Here is a 15,190-nt window from a genome sequence, read left to right on the forward strand (position 1 = left end):
TCCTGTGCTCGCATTTCTTGGCTTTTCCACTATCCTCGTTTTTTTACTGCTTATTATTTTCAAACGGTTGTCTGTTCTAACTGCGTTAGTCATTGTTCCGGTTGTATTTGGGATTATTGCAGGCTTTTCAGTCAAAGAACTGTCAGATATGATGCTTACCGGAATCAAACAGGTAGCCCCAACCGGAATTTTGCTGATGTTTGCAGTACTTTACTTCAGCATTATGCTGGATGTTGGTTTGTTTGACCCTGTCATTGCACTAATTATCCGATATGCCCAAGGCGATCCACTCAAAATAATTATGGGCACGGCAGTACTAACAATGATAGTACATCTGGATGGAGATGGTACAGCCACATTTATGATAGTGATATCAGCATTCCTTCCTTTGTATACCCAGCTTCAAATAAATAAATTAATATTAACAGGTATTGTTGCCTTAAGTGTAGGCCCTATGCATCTGGTTCCCTGGTCTGGCACATCTGCCAGAGCTATGGCAACACTTAATTCTGATGCTGTTCACATGTTCAATCCCAATATTCCTGCGATAATTGGTGGGATTGTATGGGTATTGTTTGTTGCTTACTACTTTGGTAAAAAAGAACGGAAGCGTCTGGGTATTGTATCGTTAGACTATGATCCCAAAACAAACTTGAGTGAAGAAAAAAAAGGATTCCGTCGTCCGTCCTTACTTTGGTTCAATGCTATTACAACCATTGCACTGATAGTGATACTTATGAAGGGATGGCTACCAACGCCAGTATTGTTTGTGGTAGCAAGTACCCTAGCTCTTCTCATAAATTTCCCCAAACTGAAAGAACAGCAATTGGTACTCAAGGCACATGGCTCCAATATCTTTTTAGTTTCAGGTATGATATTCGCGGCAGGTGTATTTTCAGGTATTCTGACGGGCTCCAAAATGATTGATGCGATGGCCCACACACTGGTATCTCTTATCCCACAAGAGCATGGCAATTTATTGCCAGTCTTCGCAGCTCTTACCAGTATGCCTGCAAGTATGTTATTCACACCAGATGCCTATTATTTTGGAGTAGTACCTATTTTAAGTCAGGCAGCACAACATTATGCTATAGATCCGTTACAAATAGGAAGAGCAGCCTTACTAGGTCAAATGACTGTAGGATTTCCTTTGAGTCCTCTTACCGCGTCCACTTTCTTACTGGTTGGACTTGCAGAAGTAGAATTGGGAGACCATCAACGGTTTATTTTTAAATGGGCATTCGGAACTACCCTGGTTATGACACTTATTGCCTTAGCAACCGGATCTATACAAATCTAAGTTTAAAAACTACCTTATCATGAAACACAAGATACGAATAGGTTGTGGAGCAGGATTTTCCGGAGATCGGCTAGAACCGGCTCTTATTCTGGCAGAAAAAGGAGAACTGGACTATCTGGTGTTGGAATGTCTTGCAGAACGTACAATTGCTTTGGCTCAGAAACGTAAATTACAGGATGCAACCAAAGGCTATGATCCTTTACTGGAACGTAGGATACACGGTTTGTTGCCTCTGATCAGGAAAAGTAACATTCGGCTTATCACTAATATGGGAGCAGCCAACCCGATAGCTGCAGCAGAAACTATCTGTCAAATAGCTCGTCAATTACATCTGAATATCATTGTAGCTGTTGTTACAGGGGATGATGTATTGCCATTGTTATCAGGCATTGAAAACTCTATTGAAACAGGAGAACCCTTACACACTTACGGAAAATTAATTTCTGCCAATGCCTATCTGGGGGCAGATGCCTTGTTACCTGCCCTGGCAACCGATGCTCACATCATCATCACCGGACGTGTAGCAGACCCATCGCTTTTCGTTGCGCCATTAGTGCATAGTTTTGGATGGTCTTTAGATGACACAGAACGAATTGGGCAGGCAACGGTAATTGGACATTTAATGGAATGTGCAGGCCAGCTAACAGGTGGCTATTTTGCTGATCCAGGTAAAAAAGATATTCCAGATTTTGCCAATCTGGGACATCCTTTTGTTGATGTGTGGGAAGATGGAACAGCCATATTTAGTAAGGTACCAGGAACAGGTGGTACCATTACTCTTGCAACGACCAAAGAACAACTTTTATACGAAGTCATGGACCCAAGTCAATACTTTACACCGGATGTAGTAGCTGACTTTACAGAAGTACACTTAAGACAACTTGAGGAGAACCAGGTGCAGGCAGTAGGTGGTAGAGGTAAACAAAGACCTGAAACTTTGAAAGTAAGTGTAGGATATGCAGCAGGTTTTATTGGAGAAGGAGAAATTTCCTATGCAGGTAGCAATGTGTTGCAACGGGCACAACTCGCAGGTGAAACTATCCGGCAACGGCTTAGTTCTTCATTTTCAGATATTCGCATTGATTACATAGGCAGTACTTCTGTACACCGAACCAGCTTTGGACACCATCCAGACCCTTACGAAATACGCCTGCGGGTAGCAGCAATGGCGTCAACCTCAACACAGGCAGCTCTGGTAGGTGAAGAAGTAGAAGCACTGTATACCAATGGTCCAGCTGGAGGTGGTGGAGTGCGCAAATACATCCATGAAGTGGTAGGTATTGTTTCTACACTAATTCCTCGTACCCAGGTTCAATCAACAATTTCTTTATATCAGTCATGAAAACCAAACTCTACGAGATAGCCCACAGTCGTGCAGGAGACAAGGGAAATACACTTACCTTATCGCTGATTCCCTATAAACCCGAATATTATCCGATTCTTTGTAGCCAGGTGACTGCGGACTCTGTAAAACAACATCTCAAAGATATTGTGTCTGGAGAAATTATACGCTATGAACTCCCTAATCTACCTGCATTACACTTTGTTTGTAAACAGGCATTACTAGGAGGTGTTACTACCTCTTTGTCGATGGATACTCATGGCAAAAGTCTTAGTTTTGCTTTATTGGAGATGGAAATTGAAGTAAATCTGTAGGTTGCTAATCTTCTGTAATTGGAAAGAAAGGAAATTGAATCTGCACACCAAACATTTCATTTTCATTCGTTAAAGATAATGTCGCCTGATGAAGTTCCAGAATCCTTCGACTTATCCATAAACCCATTCCAAATCCACTGGCTAGTGTATCCGTCTGATAAAATGCCTGTGTTAAGGCTTTCAGATCTATCCCACTTCCATAGTAGTGATTTTCAAAAATCAGTGTTACCTGTTTTTTCTCATTCCGAAAAAGCTTTATATGTAACAGATCATTTTCGGGGGCATATTTGATTGCATTATCAAAAAGATTACTTACAACTGTTTTTAGTTTTGAAGCATCTCCCTGTACATCAAATAAATCGGTGTTGGCATCCAGATCTATGCTCAAACGAAGTTGTCTCTGATGTAATAACAATGTAAACCGATCCGCAACTTCCAACACCAATTCGTCCATCTTTACTGTAGTAGGTAATAATAACAGGTCAGGATTCTTTAGAGAACTGACCATCAGAAAATCTTCTACCAGATTCCGAAGTCGATGCGTTTCTGCCAATTGGTTTTCCAGTAGCTTTTGTATATCATCTGGTAAATTCCCGCCTTTTAATCTTACCTGTATTTCCGTCTGTAGAATAGCAAGTGGAGTTCGTAACTCATGGGAGGCTGAAGCAAAGAAATGATTTTGCTTTTCAACTTCACTACCAATACGTATCAGCATCTGATTGAAAGTTTCAGCCAGTTGCTGAACTTCATCATAAGTTTGAGTTACTTCTACTACCTGTTGGGGGCGTTCACTCAGATGTATCTTTCTGGCAACCTCTGTTATATGTCTGATTGGCTGTAAAAATATATTTCCGGCCAGGTACGCAAGCCATGCAGCTATGCTACCACTGAATACGATAGTAATTCCCAAAACCCAGGCTATACGATTTAACGTCTCAGCTATTTCAGGCCGGGTACTGGTAAAAAATACAGATAGAACAGTTTCTGCATCTACAAACTTCGTCACATGTACCACTGGATTATGACGAAAGTTCAGACGATTGGTAATTTTAAACTGTTTAAGTTGGGGAGATTCAAACAATACCTGTACAGAATCCAAACTGATCAACTCTATACGGGCAGCCTCATCAGCCTGTGGTAAGGGAATGAGAACCGGGTCAATTTCTATACGATCCAGTAAGGCATACGCCTGAGATTCTGTCTGGCGAAATGCTGCCCGCTCTACCGTTTTGCGGATTAGTATATAACAAACAACCGCTCCAATAGTGGAAATAATAATGAATATAACGGCACTTATCAGTGCGATCCGGAACCGAATAGTCTTGTAAAAAATCACAGCCATACTACTTGTTAGAGTGGATTACTTTCCAGGACATATCCTCGTCCAACAACTGTGCGTATTAGCTCTGTCTCAAATCCTTTATTGATCTTCTTTCGAAGCTGGTAAATATGGACTTCAATCACATTACTCCCCATATCAAAATCAACCTCCCAAACTTTCTCAGCAATCTGTGTTCGGGAAATCAGCTTGTCTGGATTAGACATAAATAATTCTAACAAAGCAAACTCACGATTGGTCAGTTCTATTTTTTTACCATCCCGACTTACTTCATGTTTCATTTTATCCATTTCCAACCCTGCCACTATCAGTTTTGTACTCTGTTGTGTCATCGTCTTTCTTCCAATCACTCCAATTCGGGCGAGAAGCTCTTCAAAATCAAACGGTTTTCGGATATAATCCAAAGCTCCATCATTCAAAGCTTTGATTACATGTTCTGTATTACTTAATGCACTTAGAATGATGACAGGAATACGAATATTGAAATCTCGTAAGTTTTTTAATACTTCGAACCCATTTTGTCCCGGCAACATCAAATCAAGCAAGATCAGATCGAACGCTGTGGTAGAAGCGTATTCAAGCGCTATAGAGCCATTAGAAGCAGTATCTACTATATGTCCAGCCTGCTCCAAACCTTTAGAAACATGTTCAGCCAAGCGAACTTCATCTTCTACCAACAGGATCTTCATAACACAACAGATTTTTTAACATACACTTTTTAATACCAGCTTACTACATGCAAAAAATATCCCAAGCCTAAATAAATAGACTTGAGATATGCTTATTAACGTACAGCATACGTAGTACCATCTACAGCCAGAGTCTGTGCCATTACCACTTTGGTGTTTTCGACAAATACTTCTCCTTCTCTATTGCCACGTACATACCCTGTTATAGCTATTGCTTTTCCAACAGATAGTTTATCACCTAGCTGAAAAGCTACATGTGGAGCAAATCGTACCAGAGATTTATCCAGATACACACCGTTTACACGTCCTTCTTTATCCTTGGCAAGAGCTGTAATCTTTCCATCTGCTTTTGTGAATTCTTCTTTCGGACGACCATCTCTCTCAGGTCTGTGTTCATACACTGTTTTTGATCCGGAAGTAATACTGTTCAATACAATTACTTCTGCTCCGTCTTTGCCAGATCGTTTAAAGCCTATAATCGTTACATTTCCGCCTTTTTTAGCAGCACTCATAATTTCTTTGGCTAAATGAGGGGCAAAGCGTACCTCCGTATTTTTTCCCTCTGAACTTAAGGTAAAACCATTGTATGCTTTCTCTTCATTATAAGTAAAGTCGACCAATGTGCCTTTGTACTCACTTAATACACGTAAACCACCTTTTCCGCGACCGTGAGGTCTGTCACCTTTTTCATGAGGAGGACGTCCTTCTCCATGCGGGCCCCGACGGTGGTCGTCTTCGGTTTGTTGCGCAAATACAGGAGCACAAATGATTAAGGCAGCAATGGCTATCAGTATTTTTTTCATTGAGGTTTTCATAGTAATTACTCTGGTTAAATGTGAATTGTAATTGAATTGATACAAAACTACCTAACCAAGTTAAGAGCAATATGAAATAGAAATTAATTTTTCTTCATACTGTTGATAACTATGATATAATAGACCCATAATTTTCTTCAGGTCATCGGTTAAATTTTACTTCCATCACTTGTACTTCCTGTGCAGGAATAGCAGACACGCCTTCTGCATCGGTTTGTTCTACCTTTTGTATAAATAAATCCAGAATGCCTTTGTATTTCCATAACTCTGTATCATAGGTAGGTTCCCATGACCCTACTGATTCTACACTAAGGTCTTTCACTACCCAAGTAGGACTAGTAATATTCTGACAGATGGCCACAGAAACCTTACTACCTCGTTCTTCGTCTCGAAAAATGACAGCCACTGATGTTTGACCTTTGTTCTTCCAGGAAACCAGATAGGGACGGGAAATAGGTATACGTTTGGTGCCACCACCACTTAAGCTAAAAGGCGTTTTTCTGAAATTCGTATTCAGGTGATTCCATCTGTTTCCATCATAATATATCACACGAAATTGAGGCACTTTTTCATTTTGATCACGCCAATAACTGGCAATAAATGGATACCCATCAACTCCTGCAAACATAGAGGTTTGATTGATCAACTCACTATTTTGCGGGATTTGCATAACATATTCAGCCGAAGCAGCGTTAATCGGCAGTTGATACTTCTCTCCGGTAGATTTTTCCCATGTTAAGCCTCCATCGGTGGATCGTGCATAACACATATCATGGTTGCTGGCGACATTGGGAGATTCACGCCATACCCAGCTAATATGAATTATTCCCTTTGGATCGACATAAGTCTGACTATATGCATTTCGCTTTCCTTCACCATCAATCAAATTTGGAGTGATTTGCTGCCACTTCTTATTAGTAGTGTTGTATTTGTTAATTACCAGATTTCCCCTTCCAGAGGCTCCATTTCTATAAGAGAACAATAGGTTTCCGTCTGGGAACCTATAGAACTGCGGATAAGAAACTTTTTCTTCCAATATACCTGTCATTGGAAGCTTATAGGTCATAATTAAAGAACCGGGAGTAATACTTTTAGCATACCGCAACTGATTATCATGATGATCCCAGGACAGATGCAAATATCCTTCACCATCTACCATAATGCTTATACAATTATGTGCATCATAGGCATTACCCTTAAAAATGGTTTGCACCAATTCCCATTTCTTGCTTTTCAGCTTTCGTTTACCTAAAACTACATGCCGGGTACTATCATAAAATGCAATGTATTGATAGTTACCATGGGTGACTAAGGCATTCCTGCGGAATATAACAGTATTTACAGAATTGGATGCCCAACCTTTTCCTACAGGAAGAATAGTTACTTCGGGCTCGGTTTTCTGACCGTATACAATACCAGCACCCGCTTTAAGAGAAAGGATAAAAAGCAGTAAAATACGTTTGGCATAAGGAGAAAATAAAAGAGTTATAAAACTCTTCACATTGTATAAGCTAATAGTATATGGCATTTGGCTAGTGAATCTATCTATAGTTTGAGTTTGCCAAAATAGATACAATCAACCATTTATAAAGGAGAAAAGAAATTTTTCTTGTACTAGTCTAAGCCAACTTCCTGACAGCTAATAGTTTCCCCAACAATTATGTCGAGGAAGTCAAAGTATATATCTACATATTTATTCTGTCTATCTCATTTAGGTTGGCATTTACTTTCAGATCGTTACTTTTAAACATCGTAATAGCATAACCTAATGCAGACCACTAAACCTACATTCAACATTTTATAGAAACACTCCTACTCACTGTTACCGGGGACAGACAGCTGGATTGGTTCCATACAAAAGATCTCGGTTTACACCTTGCCGAGATCCTACCCGGGCCATAGTTCTCATGTCTGGTATACCTCATAAGTACTACCCACAACCCTAAAAAAAGACTGCTAACTGAAAACTCCAGTCAGCAGTGCCTGTCTATGAATAAATCATATTTCCTAATGCGTAAGGGAAATGATGATAGCAAGTTTACAAAATCTACTATGTAACAAAGAAGAAAATACCTTAAAAATACCTTAAAATTTCTGTTACTCATCCTTCTTAATGTAGAATCTGATAGATGAGGAGGTATGTAACCGCACCTCCCAGATAGCCTATAAAAGCCAGTATTCCAATACGTTTCAAATACCACATAAAATTTATTTTTTCCATTCCCATTACAGCGACTCCCGCTGCTGAACCAATGATAAGGATACTGCCACCTGTACCAGCTGCATAGGCTAAAAACTCCCATAGCTTATGGTCCATAGGATAATTTGCCAAATCATACATACCCATTGTTGCAGCCACAAGTGGCACATTATCAATGACAGCAGATACTAACCCAATCAATACTACTATCACATCCAGATTTCCGATAGTATTGCCCATCCAGATAGCTAAGCCTTGCAATACATGAGCAGATTCCAGGCAACTGATAGCGAGCAGAATGCCTAAAAAGAAAAGTATGCTTGAAGTATCTATTCGTTGCAAAGCATACACGGCAGTAAAAGGCTTCCGTTCTTCCTCATCTTTATCTTTGTGTATAATCTCAGAAGCGACCCATACAAGACCTAATCCCAGTAACATACCTATATAAGGAGGTAATTGTGTAATGGCTTTAAAGACAGGGACAAAAAGCAGACTCCCTAATCCACAATACAACATCAAGCGCCCACCTTGGATATTTTGGGTACCTGTATCTTCAACTTTTGGAGCTATATTATTTCCTTTCAGTTTAAATGACAGATAGATCAGGGGAATAAGCAGCGAAACCAATGCAGGGAGGAAAACTCCTTTCATAATCGGTATGGCAGAAATTTGTCCGCCAATCCATAACATAGTAGTAGTTACATCCCCCAAAGGAGACCAAGCACCTCCGGCATTTGCTGCAATAATAATGATTCCCGCAAAAAATTTACGTTGTTCCTTTTCTGTCACCAGTTTGCGTAACAATGAAACCATGACAATGGCAGTAGTAAGATTGTCCAATAATGCTGAGAGGAAAAAAGTCAACAAAGACAATATCCAAAGAAGCCGAAGTGTATTTCGGGAAGTGACATGATCTGTGATAATACGAAAACCTTCATGTGCGTCAATCAGCTCTACTACAGTCATAGCCCCCAATAAAAAGATAAGAATCTCAGCAATAGAAGATAAATGCCGGGAGAGTTCTTCCACAACATGGTTTGTATTGGAAGCATGAAAAAGTGCATAGATTGTCCAGCACAATACCCCAGTTAGTAACGCTGTTGCTGTTTTGTTGAGATTAATCTGATGCTCAAGGGTGATAGCTGCATAACCCACTATAAAAAGAGTGACAAGTAATGTAATACTCATACGGTAAAAATAAAGTGCAGAGAGCAAATACCAAGTTATATAGCGAAAAACATATCACACTCTTCGTTGGGAATTAATTATTTACCGGACCATATATATAAAAAAATCTCCGTGTTATATAAAAACACGGAGATCCCAATTTCTTTTGAAGCATTTATAAAAACAACTACACAAGTTCAGGCTCTTCTACTGTTTCCTTCTGTTCTACAAATGTTTTCATAAATTCATCGATATCAAACGAAAAGCGTTGCACTTTATATCCTGCATAAGGTGCATCTGGCTGCACTTCTTCCAAAGCAAAAAACTGATCTCCTGACAATGGATTACGATACAGACGCAATGCAGTATACTCTACTCCTTTTTTGATCCAGTTTTTCTGCTGTACCTCATTAGGCTTGCAGGTATCATCGATACATATCAATTTCATGATGCAAAGATTATTTATAAAGTTTATTTCTGAAAAATCATTTTTCAGTTGACAAAGTTCCCAGTCTATCAAAAATACACAATCTCACTGAAATTTACTGAGCAGATAAATTATTAATAATGGCTCCCATCTCTGCCCCATCCACAATCAAATCTACTTGCGCTATAGCAATGGCCTGTGTGGGCATAAAAGATACTTCTGCGTCTTCAGGATTCTGAACCATTGTCAACCCCTTTGCTGCCTTTGCTTTTTTTACGCCAAGTGCCCCATCCGCATTTGCACCAGACAAGAGTATACAAATCAGAGACTCTCCATATGCATCTACCGCCGTTTCAAAAGTAACATCAATACTTGGTCTGCTGTAGTGCACCTTTTCAGAGAAATCCAGTGAAAAGGTAAAGTCTTTCTCAATCAGCAAATGATAATCTGCTGGTGCTATATAAATATGCCCGGGCAGTATCTTTTCTTTTTCTTCTGCCTCTTTTACTACCAGAGAGGTTCTGGAATAGAAAAGGTCAACTAATAAAGATTCTCCATTTTTTTTTCGATGCAGTACAATAACAATAGCTAGTGAAAGAGTTCGCTTTAATTCTGCTAGTATTCCAAGAATTACTTCCATACTCCCCGCCGAACCACCAATCACTACTAATTTGTATTTTTTACTTAGGATATTTTCCGCCATATCTTTTCTTTGGAACTATGTTGACGGTAGTTTGTAGAGATAGTGGAAAAGCGCAAAGTCTCTTTGGACCCTAATGCCAGAAATCCAAGTGATTCCAAACTATAATCAAAAAGTGAAAACACTCTCTCCTGAAGGTTCTGATCAAAGTAAATGAGTACATTTCGACAAAGAATCAATTGAAACTCATTGAAAGATCGGTCAGACACCAGATTATGAGTAGCAAATATCATTTTCTGCTTCAGATCTTCATGAAACTTCACATATTCGTATTTAGCGGTATAATAAGATGAAAAATCTCGCTTCCCTCCTGATTGAATGTAATTTTCAGAATATTGCTTCATCTGGCTCAACGGAAATATTCCCCGGCTAGCCTTTTCCAGCACACTGGGGTTAATGTCTGTTGCATACAACAATGATTTATGTAATAGATTGGCTTCTGACAGCAAAATCGCCATCGAATATACTTCTTCGCCTGTCGAACACCCAGCATGCCAGATCCGAATCAAAGGATAGGTTGCCAGTACAGAAAGTATTTCTGTACGAAGCACTTTGTAAAATGTAGGATCCCTAAACATCTCAGTGACGTTCACAGTGATCTCTTCTACAAAGCGTTTCAGATACTCTTCATCATTTCTAAGTTTGAATCGAAATTCGGCAAAGCTGGGAAACCGGTCTAGAGAGAAGAGCCGGCTCATGCGTCTTTTTATAGATGCTCTTGAATAATCTGTAAAATCATAGCCATACACTTCCAACAGATCGCTCAACAACCAGTCTACTTCTTCATCTGTAATCATCTGGACAATCTGTAATAGTTAATAGTTTGCTAATACTTTTAATAAAGCATCTACATCGATAGGCTTTGAAATATAGTCATTGGCACCTGCCTCCAGACATTTTTCTTTATCACCAACCATCGCCTGTGCGGTCACAGCAATAATGGGAATATGAGCTATCTCCTCCTTATTCCGAATATAATCTATTGCTTCATACCCGTCCATTTCAGGCATCATCATATCCATCAGAACAGCTTTTATACTTTTATTTTGTAAAAGCATCTCTATACCTTCCTGAGCACTGGCAGCCGAAAAAACAATGAAGCCTCTGGATTTTAAGATGGCCGTCAAAGCAAAAATATTCCGGCTATCATCATCAATAATTAATATTTTCTTTTCTGTTTGTTCCATATAAAGTATCAACTCACATAGTAGCTATTCCTACATGGCAGTCATTTCTTAAAGTAATTCGTTTATAGGGCTTTGTCATATAACCAGACACGTAATAGAGAAATCAGCTGATCAATATCTACAGGTTTGGAAATATAGTCTGAAGCTCCAGCCTGAATACAACGTTCCCGATCACCAGTCATAGCCTTAGCCGTTACAGCAATAATAGGGAGGTTTCTGAATCGGATCTGTTGTCGTATACGCTGCATGGCTTCATAGCCATCCATCTCAGGCATCATAATATCCATTAATACCAGATTTATATCAGGATTTTCTTCCAGCATCCGAACGGCTTCCTTACCATCCATAGCAGGTAAAACAATCATCTGATGTGCCTCCAAAGCTTTAGTGAGCGAAAAGATGTTTCGTACGTCGTCATCTGCAATCAATACTTTTTTGTTTGCCAAGACTTCACTCATGCCTCCTAGTCTAGGATATTTACTACTTGGCTTTTCATTGGAACGACTTTCTTCCATTAGATGCAGGAACAAAGAAACCTCATCCAGAATACGCTGATACGAGTGGGCTGTCTTTACTACAATAGAATCCGCATATTGTTTTAATCGGGATTCTTCTGCCTTTGACAAACTTTTACCAGTAAAGATAATGATAGGCAAACTTTCGAGGCCAGGATTTCGTTTGATTGACTCCAGCGCTTCGTAACTTTTCTGATCAGGAATACCCATATCCAGAATTACACACTCTACTTCATCCCGATTCAATGCTTTCAGGCCAGCAGGTATGCTTTCTGATATTTCAGAATGGACATTGAAGGTTTCAAGAAAATAAGCAAGAGCTTTGGCATGTTTGGTATTTTCTTCAACAATCAATACTTTCTTACTTTCCTTTGTCAATACATGTTCTATTTTCTTAAAGACCTCATGCATTTGTTCAAATGCAACTGGCTTATTGATAAAGTCAACAGCTCCTTTTAATAAACTTTCCTTTTTAGCATAATGAGAGGACATTATGTGTACTGGAATATGACGGGTCTTTGGACTGGCTTTTAATACTTCCATTACCTCCCAACCACTTTTCACTGGCAACTGAATATCCAGTAGAATACCTGTTGGCTTGTATTGTTGAGCCAGTATAATTCCTTCATCTCCACGTACAGCTACAATCGCTTTATATCCTTGCTTCTGTGTATACTGCAACAAAGCTTTTGCAAATGAAATATCATCTTCTACAATCAAAATAACCTTATCTGTAGGTAATACAGACAACCGATCATCCGGAATATTCTCAGGAATAAATTCAGAAGTAAATGTATTCTCTGCAACAAGTTGCTTAACTTCTTTTGTCTCTTCACTAGGCAACGCTTCAGCTTTAGGAGTTACAGATGCTTTAGGTAGTGAAACAGCCTGCTCCTTGTAAGCTTGTTTTACAGGTAGGTAGAATGTAAATATACTTCCCTGACCTGGTTCACTTGTAACCTTAATATCACCTCCTAACAAACGGGTTAACTCTCTGCTAATGGACAATCCCAATCCTGTTCCCCCATATTTACGCCGCGTCGATCCATCTGCCTGTTGAAAAGCTTCAAAGATGATTTGCTGCTTCTCTTTTGAAATACCTATTCCCGTATCTTTTACTATAAACAGGATATTAGTAGGCTTTTCAGGAGAAGGAGAAACTAATAGCTCTACACTGCCTTTGGATGTAAACTTCAATGCATTGGAAAGTAAATTTTTAAGGATCTGCTCCAGACGCATTTTGTCTGTTTCTATCTGTGGTACCACGCCAGGATCTATTTGCACCTTAAAATCGAGTCCTTTTTCTCTGGCTATCGGAGTGAATAGGGACCGAATAGATGTTGCAACGTCTTCCACAGCAATCATAGCATAATCCAGATCCATTTTTCCAGACTCTATTTTTGATAAATCCAGAATCTCATCAATCAAAGCAAGAAGTCCATTGCCCGAACTCTGGATTACACGAGCATACTCAATCTGCTCTCCGGAAAGATTAGCATCATTATTTTCTGCTAGCAATCGAGATAATAGTAATATAGAGTTTAGCGGTGTACGCAATTCATGTGACATATTAGCCAGAAACTCAGACTTATACTTTGTACTCAATGCCAACTCCTCTGCCTTTTGCTGAATTTCCAGGTTCCTTTCTACAATCACCTGGTTTCTTTCTTCCAATAAACGGGATCTTTCTTCCAATTCCTGATTGGCTTGTAGCAGCTCTTCTTGCTGCACTTTCATTTCTTCTTCCGATGCCTGAAGCTTTTGAGCCTGCATTTCCAGTTCAGCATTGATATTTTCCAGCTCATTGTGTTGGGCCTGCAACTCCTCTGACTGAGACTGTGTCTCTTCAAATAACTCTTGTAGTCGAATAAGATTTTTTACACCATCCAGACTAATAGCAATAATTTCCCGGCTATCCTTCAGAAACTGAAGTTGTAAATCAGATAGTTTGTGTAAAGAGCCTATCTCAATCACTCCAAGCACATTATCTCTTAATGTAATAGGTACAATGGTGAGATAGGAAGGCAGAGTATTACCTAATGAAGAATTTATCCTGATATAATCGGAAGGCAGATCATCTAATGTAATAATGTGTTTATTTTTAACAGCTTGCCCTAACAAACCCTCACCATACCCAATTTCTTCGGGAGCATCTGATACGCCATATCCACCCTTCATAAAAAGGGAACGACTATCTGTGACGACATAAAAAACAGCCAATGGAACTTCCAGATAGGAAGCGATTACATTGCAAACATTTGTTACCAACTCTTCTATGTTGGTTTGGCCTCGTGTAGCATCACTCATAAACACAGCACCTGACTGCAACCAGCTGTGTTCCTTCATCTGTTTGAAACTCTCCTCCAGAGAATCTGACATTACATTCATCGCCTTTGAGATACGCCCCAATTCGTCATCTTTCGTATCTGCACTTCGGGCTGCATAGTCTCCCGCAGCTATTTTCTGTGTTACGGTTTCCATTACTCCTATCCGATGCAATGTCTCCTGGTATCTGGCCCGTTCTTCTTTCTCTTTCACCAGACGCTGCTCCATATCAGAACGAATCCGTATATAGGCAAGGGCCGTTATAGTCATTGAAATTATAGCCGTAATCAACACCAGAACTGGCACATAGCTGATGTACTGATTCTGTGCTTCTGTACGAGTGACTAACAAACGATTTTCTTCTCTTTCGATTCGGCTTATGGCATCACTCAATTGATCCATTATCCGCTTACCATATAAAAGTTCAGGATTCAGTGCGTTGGTAATGATACTTCTGTCTCTGGACTTATCTGTTTCCAGCAATTTCTCAAACTGATTAAACCTTCTCTCAATTAATGTTTTCAGATCAACCAGATTCTTTTGCTGTTGTGAATTGTCCTGTGTTAATTCCTGTACCGTATTAAAACGATCAATTACTTTTTTATACGATTCATTGAATGCATTTAGAAAAGCTTCTTCATGTGTAAGCAGATACCCTCTATGACTGGCCTCTGCTTCTTTAATATTGGCAACAATATTATCGGCTTCAAGCAGTACCTGATAAGTGTGATTTACCCACTTTGAGTTCTCAATAAGTTGCTGTATACTGTAATAAGAAGCAATAGAACTTAGTAGTAATAATATACCAGAAATGATAAATACTGTTCGAATTCTGGTTATTATAGTATTGGAAGTTTTTTCCATCCCAGT

13 protein-coding genes are annotated in these 15,190 nt (G+C 39.4%); 3 read left to right on the forward strand and 10 right to left on the reverse strand.

Features of this window, described 5'->3' with window-relative positions:
• Positions 1-4 precede the first annotated feature (4 nt).
• Genes QNI15_RS08145 through QNI15_RS08155 form a run of 3 tightly spaced genes read left to right on the forward strand, consistent with a single transcriptional unit; the run spans position 5 to position 2,956 of the window.
• Entirely contained in the window at positions 5-1,300 is a 1,296-nt protein-coding gene (locus QNI15_RS08145; RefSeq protein ID WP_314031318.1) for a CitMHS family transporter, read from the forward strand.
• A gap of 19 nt (positions 1,301-1,319) precedes the next feature.
• Positions 1,320-2,642 carry an acyclic terpene utilization AtuA family protein gene (locus QNI15_RS08150; protein ID WP_314031319.1) on the forward strand — a complete coding sequence of 441 codons (1,323 nt, stop codon included), beginning with the start codon at positions 1,320-1,322 and terminating at the stop codon, positions 2,640-2,642.
• Positions 2,639-2,956 carry an AtuA-related protein gene (locus tag QNI15_RS08155; protein ID WP_314031320.1) on the forward strand — a complete coding sequence of 106 codons (318 nt, stop codon included), beginning with the start codon at positions 2,639-2,641 and terminating at the stop codon, positions 2,954-2,956. The genes QNI15_RS08150 and QNI15_RS08155 overlap by 4 nt, the downstream gene beginning before the upstream one ends.
• Before the next feature lie 4 nt (positions 2,957-2,960).
• On the opposite strand, the gene QNI15_RS08160 is transcribed toward QNI15_RS08155, so the two are convergent.
• From QNI15_RS08160 to QNI15_RS08205, 10 genes are all read right to left on the reverse strand, one after another.
• Positions 2,961-4,298, reverse strand: coding sequence for a sensor histidine kinase (locus QNI15_RS08160; protein WP_314031322.1), 1,338 nt, complete (start codon positions 4,296-4,298; stop codon positions 2,961-2,963).
• An 8-nt stretch (positions 4,299-4,306) separates the two neighbouring features.
• On the reverse strand, positions 4,307-4,984 hold the full coding sequence (locus tag QNI15_RS08165) for a response regulator transcription factor (RefSeq protein ID WP_314031323.1): 678 nt from the start codon (positions 4,982-4,984) through the stop codon (positions 4,307-4,309).
• A 95-nt stretch (positions 4,985-5,079) separates the two neighbouring features.
• The gene (locus tag QNI15_RS08170; protein WP_314031324.1) at positions 5,080-5,787 is read right to left on the reverse strand and encodes a hypothetical protein; all 708 of its coding nucleotides are present in this window, start codon (positions 5,785-5,787) and stop codon (positions 5,080-5,082) included.
• Between the two features lie 154 nt (positions 5,788-5,941).
• Positions 5,942-7,300, reverse strand: a complete 1,359-nt coding sequence (locus tag QNI15_RS08175; protein WP_314031325.1) for a BNR repeat-containing protein — start codon at positions 7,298-7,300, stop codon at positions 5,942-5,944.
• A gap of 609 nt (positions 7,301-7,909) precedes the next feature.
• The gene (gene nhaD / locus QNI15_RS08180; protein WP_314031327.1) at positions 7,910-9,187 is read right to left on the reverse strand and encodes a sodium:proton antiporter NhaD; all 1,278 of its coding nucleotides are present in this window, start codon (positions 9,185-9,187) and stop codon (positions 7,910-7,912) included.
• Positions 9,188-9,353: 166 nt separating this feature from the next.
• A complete protein-coding gene (locus QNI15_RS08185; protein ID WP_313976083.1) occupies positions 9,354-9,614 on the reverse strand; it encodes a hypothetical protein in 261 nt (86 codons plus the stop codon).
• Between the two features lie 94 nt (positions 9,615-9,708).
• Positions 9,709-10,296 carry a chemotaxis protein CheB gene (locus QNI15_RS08190; protein ID WP_314031329.1) on the reverse strand — a complete coding sequence of 196 codons (588 nt, stop codon included), beginning with the start codon at positions 10,294-10,296 and terminating at the stop codon, positions 9,709-9,711.
• The gene (locus QNI15_RS08195) at positions 10,278-11,090 is read right to left on the reverse strand and encodes a CheR family methyltransferase (RefSeq protein WP_314031331.1); all 813 of its coding nucleotides are present in this window, start codon (positions 11,088-11,090) and stop codon (positions 10,278-10,280) included. Before QNI15_RS08195 ends, QNI15_RS08190 begins: the two co-directional genes overlap by 19 nt.
• A gap of 18 nt (positions 11,091-11,108) precedes the next feature.
• Entirely contained in the window at positions 11,109-11,480 is a 372-nt protein-coding gene (locus tag QNI15_RS08200; protein ID WP_314031332.1) for a response regulator, read from the reverse strand.
• A gap of 62 nt (positions 11,481-11,542) precedes the next feature.
• Positions 11,543-15,184 carry a response regulator gene (locus QNI15_RS08205; RefSeq protein ID WP_314031333.1) on the reverse strand — a complete coding sequence of 1,214 codons (3,642 nt, stop codon included), beginning with the start codon at positions 15,182-15,184 and terminating at the stop codon, positions 11,543-11,545.
• Positions 15,185-15,190 lie beyond the last annotated feature (6 nt).

It is taken from the genome of Xanthocytophaga flava (assembly GCF_030068545.1).
In the GTDB taxonomy this organism is placed as follows: domain Bacteria; phylum Bacteroidota; class Bacteroidia; order Cytophagales; family 172606-1; genus Xanthocytophaga; species Xanthocytophaga flava.

Bases quoted from the DNA above. Each gene is read 5' to 3' on its own strand.
- QNI15_RS08195 (WP_314031331.1), bottom strand. From the start codon at position 11,090: ATGATTACAGATGAAGAAGTAGACTGGTTGTTGAGCGATCTGTTGGAA.
- QNI15_RS08170 (WP_314031324.1), bottom strand. From the start codon at position 5,787: ATGAAAAAAATACTGATAGCCATTGCTGCCTTAATCATTTGTGCTCCT.
- QNI15_RS08205 (WP_314031333.1), bottom strand. From the start codon at position 15,184: ATGGAAAAAACTTCCAATACTATAATAACCAGAATTCGAACAGTATTT.
- QNI15_RS08150 (WP_314031319.1), top strand. From the start codon at position 1,320: ATGAAACACAAGATACGAATAGGTTGTGGAGCAGGATTTTCCGGAGAT.
- QNI15_RS08185 (WP_313976083.1), bottom strand. From the start codon at position 9,614: ATGAAATTGATATGTATCGATGATACCTGCAAGCCTAATGAGGTACAG.
- QNI15_RS08190 (WP_314031329.1), bottom strand. From the start codon at position 10,296: ATGGCGGAAAATATCCTAAGTAAAAAATACAAATTAGTAGTGATTGGT.
- QNI15_RS08155 (WP_314031320.1), top strand. From the start codon at position 2,639: ATGAAAACCAAACTCTACGAGATAGCCCACAGTCGTGCAGGAGACAAG.
- QNI15_RS08160 (WP_314031322.1), bottom strand. From the start codon at position 4,298: ATGGCTGTGATTTTTTACAAGACTATTCGGTTCCGGATCGCACTGATA.
- QNI15_RS08165 (WP_314031323.1), bottom strand. From the start codon at position 4,984: ATGAAGATCCTGTTGGTAGAAGATGAAGTTCGCTTGGCTGAACATGTT.
- QNI15_RS08200 (WP_314031332.1), bottom strand. From the start codon at position 11,480: ATGGAACAAACAGAAAAGAAAATATTAATTATTGATGATGATAGCCGG.
- nhaD (WP_314031327.1), bottom strand. From the start codon at position 9,187: ATGAGTATTACATTACTTGTCACTCTTTTTATAGTGGGTTATGCAGCT.